General features: G+C 61.2%; 3 protein-coding genes. All 3 read left to right on the forward strand.

Annotated elements, in window-relative coordinates:
* Window positions 1-342 (forward strand): efflux RND transporter permease subunit (locus D8V06_RS29485; protein ID WP_177434512.1); only part of this gene is annotated, 342 nt, incomplete at its 5' end.
* Window positions 339-3446: an efflux RND transporter permease subunit gene (locus D8V06_RS29490; protein ID WP_130905638.1), complete on the forward strand. Its 3108-nt coding sequence runs from the start codon at window positions 339-341 to the stop codon at window positions 3444-3446. The genes D8V06_RS29485 and D8V06_RS29490, both read left to right, overlap by 4 nt.
* Entirely contained in the window at window positions 3443-4921 is a 1479-nt protein-coding gene (locus D8V06_RS29495) for an efflux transporter outer membrane subunit (protein WP_130905637.1), read from the forward strand. Before D8V06_RS29490 ends, D8V06_RS29495 begins: the two co-directional genes overlap by 4 nt.

Here is a 4921-nt window from a genome sequence, read left to right on the forward strand (position 1 = left end):
ATCGTCAAGAAGAACGCGATCATGATGATCGACTTCGCCCTCGACGCCGAACGCAATCAGGGCATGGACCCGCAGACAGCGATTTATCAGGCGGCGCTGTTGCGGTTTCGGCCGATCCTGATGACCACGTTGGCGGCGTTGTTTGGTGCCGTGCCGTTGATGCTGGCCACCGGTTCCGGCGCAGAACTGCGCCAGCCGTTGGGTCTGGTGATGGTGGGTGGTTTGTTGCTGAGCCAGGTTCTGACGCTGTTCACCACGCCGGTGATCTACCTGTATTTCGACCGTCTTGGCCGGCGCTGGGGGCGCAAGCCTGAGCCTGCGGACGCGGTAGAGCAGCCATGAACCTCTCCGGTCCTTTCATCAAGCGCCCGGTGGCGACCATGTTGCTGAGCCTGGCGATCATGCTGCTGGGCGGTGTGAGTTTCGGCCTTCTGCCAGTGTCGCCGTTGCCGCAAATGGACTTTCCGGTGATCGTGGTTCAGGCCAGTTTGCCTGGCGCGAGCCCGGAGGTCATGGCGTCGACCGTGGCCACGCCGCTGGAGCGTTCCTTCGGCGCCATCGCCGGGGTCAACACCATGAGCAGTCGCTCCAGTCAGGGCTCGACCCGGGTGATCCTGCAATTCGATCTCGATCGCGACATCAATGGCGCGGCGCGGGAAGTGCAAGCGGCGATCAATGCTTCGCGCAACCTGTTGCCCAGCGGCATGCGCAGTATGCCGACGTACAAGAAGGTCAACCCGTCCCAGGCGCCGATCATGGTGCTGTCGCTGACCTCTGATGTACTGGAAAAGGGCCAGTTGTACGACCTGGCTTCCACCATCCTGTCCCAGAGCCTGTCCCAGGTACAGGGCGTGGGTGAAGTGCAGATCGGCGGCAGTTCCCTGCCGGCCGTGCGTATCGAACTCGAACCCCAGGCGCTCAACCAGTACGGCGTCGCGCTGGACGATGTACGTAAAACCATCGCCGATGCCAACGTACGCCGGCCCAAGGGCTCGGTGGAAGATGCCCAGCGCCTGTGGCAGGTGCAGGCCAACGACCAATTGGAGAAGGCCAAGGATTACGAATCGCTGATCATCCACTACGCGGACGGTGCAGCCTTGCGCCTGAAGGATGTGGCCAAGGTCAGCGACGGCGTCGAGGACCGCTACAACAGCGGTTTCTTCAATAATGACGCGGCGGTGCTGCTGGTGATCAACCGCCAGGCTGGCGCCAACATCATCGAGACGGTCAACGAGATCAAGGCCCAGTTGCCGGCGTTGCAAGCGGTGCTGCCGGCCAGTGTCAAACTGAACCTGGCCATGGACCGTTCGCCGGTGATCAAGGCCACCCTGCACGAAGCGGAAATGACCCTGCTGATCGCCGTGGCCCTGGTGATTCTGGTGGTGTTCCTGTTTCTCGGCAATTTCCGCGCTTCGCTGATTCCGACGCTGGCGGTGCCGGTGTCGCTGGTTGGTACCTTTGCCGTGATGTATCTGTACGGGTTTTCCCTGAACAACCTGTCGTTGATGGCACTGATTCTGGCCACCGGCCTGGTGGTGGACGATGCCATCGTAGTGCTGGAGAACATTTCCCGGCACATCGACGCTGGCATTCGCCCCATGAAAGCGGCGTACCTGGGCGCGCAGGAAGTCGGCTTCACCTTGCTGTCGATGAACGTATCGCTGGTGGCGGTGTTCCTGTCGATCCTGTTCATGGGCGGGATTGTCGAAAGCCTGTTCCGCGAGTTTTCCATTACGTTGGCCGCGTCGATTGTGGTGTCGCTGATCGTTTCCCTGACCTTGACGCCCATGCTCTGCGCGCGTTGGTTGAAGCCGCACACGCCGGGCCAGGAAAACCGTCTGCAACGCTGGAGCCAGCGGGCGAACGAGTGGATGGTCGGCAAATACGCGACCAGCCTGGACTGGGTGCTGCGTCATCGGCGCCTGACGTTGCTTAGCCTGTTTGTGACAATTGGCGTGAACATCGCGTTGTATGTGGTTGTTCCAAAAACATTTATGCCGCAGCAGGATACCGGCCAGCTGATCGGTTTCGTGCGCGGCGACGATGGCCTTTCGTTCTCGGTGATGCAGCCGAAAATGGAAACTTTCCGCCGCGAGGTGTTGAAGGACGAGGCGGTCGAAAGCGTGGCGGGCTTCATCGGGGGCTCGAACGGTACCAACAACGCCTTCATGCTGGTGCGCCTCAAGCCCATCAAGGAACGCGGGATTTCCGCACAAAAGGTCATCGAACGCCTGCGCAAGGAAATGCCCAAGGTGCCCGGCGCGCAATTGATGCTGATGGCCGACCAGGACCTGCAATTCGGTGGCGGCCGCGAGCAATCCTCGTCGCAATATTCCTACATCCTGCAAAGTGGCGATCTGGGCTCGCTGCGCGAGTGGTATCCGAAAGTCGTCACCGCGCTTAAAGCGCTGCCGCAGCTGACCGCGATTGACGCCCGCGAAGGCCGGGGTGCGCAGCAAGTGACGTTGATTGTCGATCGTGACCAGGCCAAGCGCCTGGGTGTGGACATGGACATGGTCACGGCGGTGCTCAATAACGCCTACAGCCAGCGGCAGATTTCCACCATCTACGACAGCCTGAACCAATATCGGGTCGTGATGGAGGTCAACCCGAAATACGCCCAGGATCCTATAACCCTCAATCAGGTGCAGGTGATTACCGCCGATGGCGCACGGATCCCGCTGTCGACCATCGCTCGCTATGAAAACAGCCTGGAAGACGATCGGGTCAGCCATGAAGGCCAGTTCGCTTCGGAAAGCATCGCCTTCGACATGGCCGAAGGCGTAACCGTGGAGCAGGGCAGCGCCGCCATCGAGCGGGCGATTGCCTCGGTGGGTTTGCCTGAAGATGTGATCGCGAAAATGGCCGGTACCGCCGATGCCTTTGCCGCCACCCAGAAAAGCCAACCGTGGATGATCCTCGGCGCGCTGGTGGCGGTGTATCTGGTCCTTGGCGTGCTGTATGAAAGCTATATCCACCCGTTGACGATTCTCTCTACGTTGCCGTCGGCGGGTGTCGGCGCATTGCTGTCGATCTACGCGCTGGGTGGCGAGTTCAGCCTGATTTCCTTGCTGGGCCTGTTCCTGCTGATCGGCGTGGTGAAAAAGAACGCGATTCTGATGATCGACCTGGCGCTGCAACTGGAACGGCATCAGGGCATGGCGCCGCTGGAGTCGATTCGCAACGCCTGCCTGCAACGTTTGCGGCCGATTCTGATGACGACGCTGGCCGCGATCCTCGGTGCATTGCCGTTGCTGCTGGGGCGTGCCGAAGGCGCGGAAATGCGTCAGCCGCTGGGTCTGACCATTATCGGCGGGCTGATCTTCAGCCAGGTGCTGACCCTTTACACCACCCCGGTGGTTTACCTCTATCTCGACAAACTGCGCCATCGCTTCAACCACTGGCGTGGGGTGCGTACCGATGCTGCTCTGGAAACTCCGCTATGACTGACCGTTCGCTGTTCAACCTGGCTACACCGCTGATCACCGCCCGAGGCTCGCGATTGTTGGGCCTGTCGCTGTGCGCGGCCCTGCTCAGCGCCTGCGCCATCGGTCCGGATTACCAGCGCCCGCAAACCGCCGAACCTGCGCAGTACAAGGAAGCGGCAGGCTGGCGTCAGGCCAGTCCGAGCGATTCCCTGGCTCGCGGTGCGTGGTGGGAGTTGTATGGCGATCAGCAGCTCAATGGCCTGATCGAGAAACTCAACAGCTCCAACCAGACTGTCGCGCAATCCGAAGCCCAGTATCGCCAGGCCCAGGCATTGGTGCGCAGCGCCCGGGGCGCGTTTTTTCCAACGGTTGACCTGTCGCTGGGCAAAAACCGCTCCAGCCAGGGCACCGGCAGCAGCAGTTCCAGCCTGACCAGTTCTTCCAGCGGTATTCGTGACACCTACACCGCTCAGGCCGGGGTGAGTTGGGAAGCGGACGTCTGGGGCAAACTGCGCCGTGGTCTCGAAGCCGACACGGCCAATGCCCAGGCGAGCTTTGCCGACCTGGCGGCGATGCGCTTGAGCCAGCAATCGGAGCTGGTGCAGAACTATTTGCAATTGCGGGTGATCGACGAGCAAAAGCGTCTGCTGGAAGCCACGGTCGAGGCCTATCGACGCTCTCTTAAAATGACCGAAAACCAATACCGTGCCGGTGTTTCCGGCAAGGATGCGGTGGCGCAGGCGCAGACCCAGCTCAAGGGCACCGAAGCGGACATGGTCGATCTGATCTGGCAGCGTGCCCAGTTCGAAAACGCCATTGCCGTGCTGGTCGGCTTGCCGCCAGCAGAGTTCAGCCTGGCAGAAACCCCCAACATCCCGGCGCTGCCCGAGGTGCCACTGAGCCTGCCTTCGCAACTGCTGGAGCGGCGCCCCGACATTGCTTCGGCCGAGCGCTCGGTGATCGCCGCCAACGCCAACATCGGCGTGGCGAAGGCGGCGTACTACCCGGACCTGACCCTGAGTCTGAACGGCGGCTACAGCAGTAGTACTTCCAAAGATCTGTTCAGCGTACCGAACCGCTTCTGGTCGGTGGGGCCGCAACTGGCCATGACGTTGTTCGATGGCGGGCAACGCTCTGCTGAAGTGGACCGCAGTGAAGCCGCCTACGACGAAACCGTGGCCAAGTACCGCCAGACCGTGCTCGATGGCTTTCGTGAAGTGGAAAACTATCTGGTCCAGCTCAAGGTATTGCAGGATGAGGCCGTCGTGCGGCAACAGGCGCTGGATGCCGCGCGCGAGTCGTTGCGCTTGACCCAGAATCAGTACAAGGCCGGTGTGATCGCTTATCTCGATGTGGTCGTGGTGCAAGCGGCGGCCTTGAATAATGAGCGCAGTAACCTGGATTTGTTGCAGAGCCGCTTGATCGCCAGCGTGCAGTTGATTGCTGCACTGGGCGGCGGCTGGGACGGGCAGGTGTCACCGCAGAATCTGTAG

Origin of the sequence: Pseudomonas sp. Sample_24 (genome assembly GCF_004307605.1) — a bacterium.
Classification (GTDB): Bacteria; Pseudomonadota; Gammaproteobacteria; order Pseudomonadales; family Pseudomonadaceae; genus Aquipseudomonas.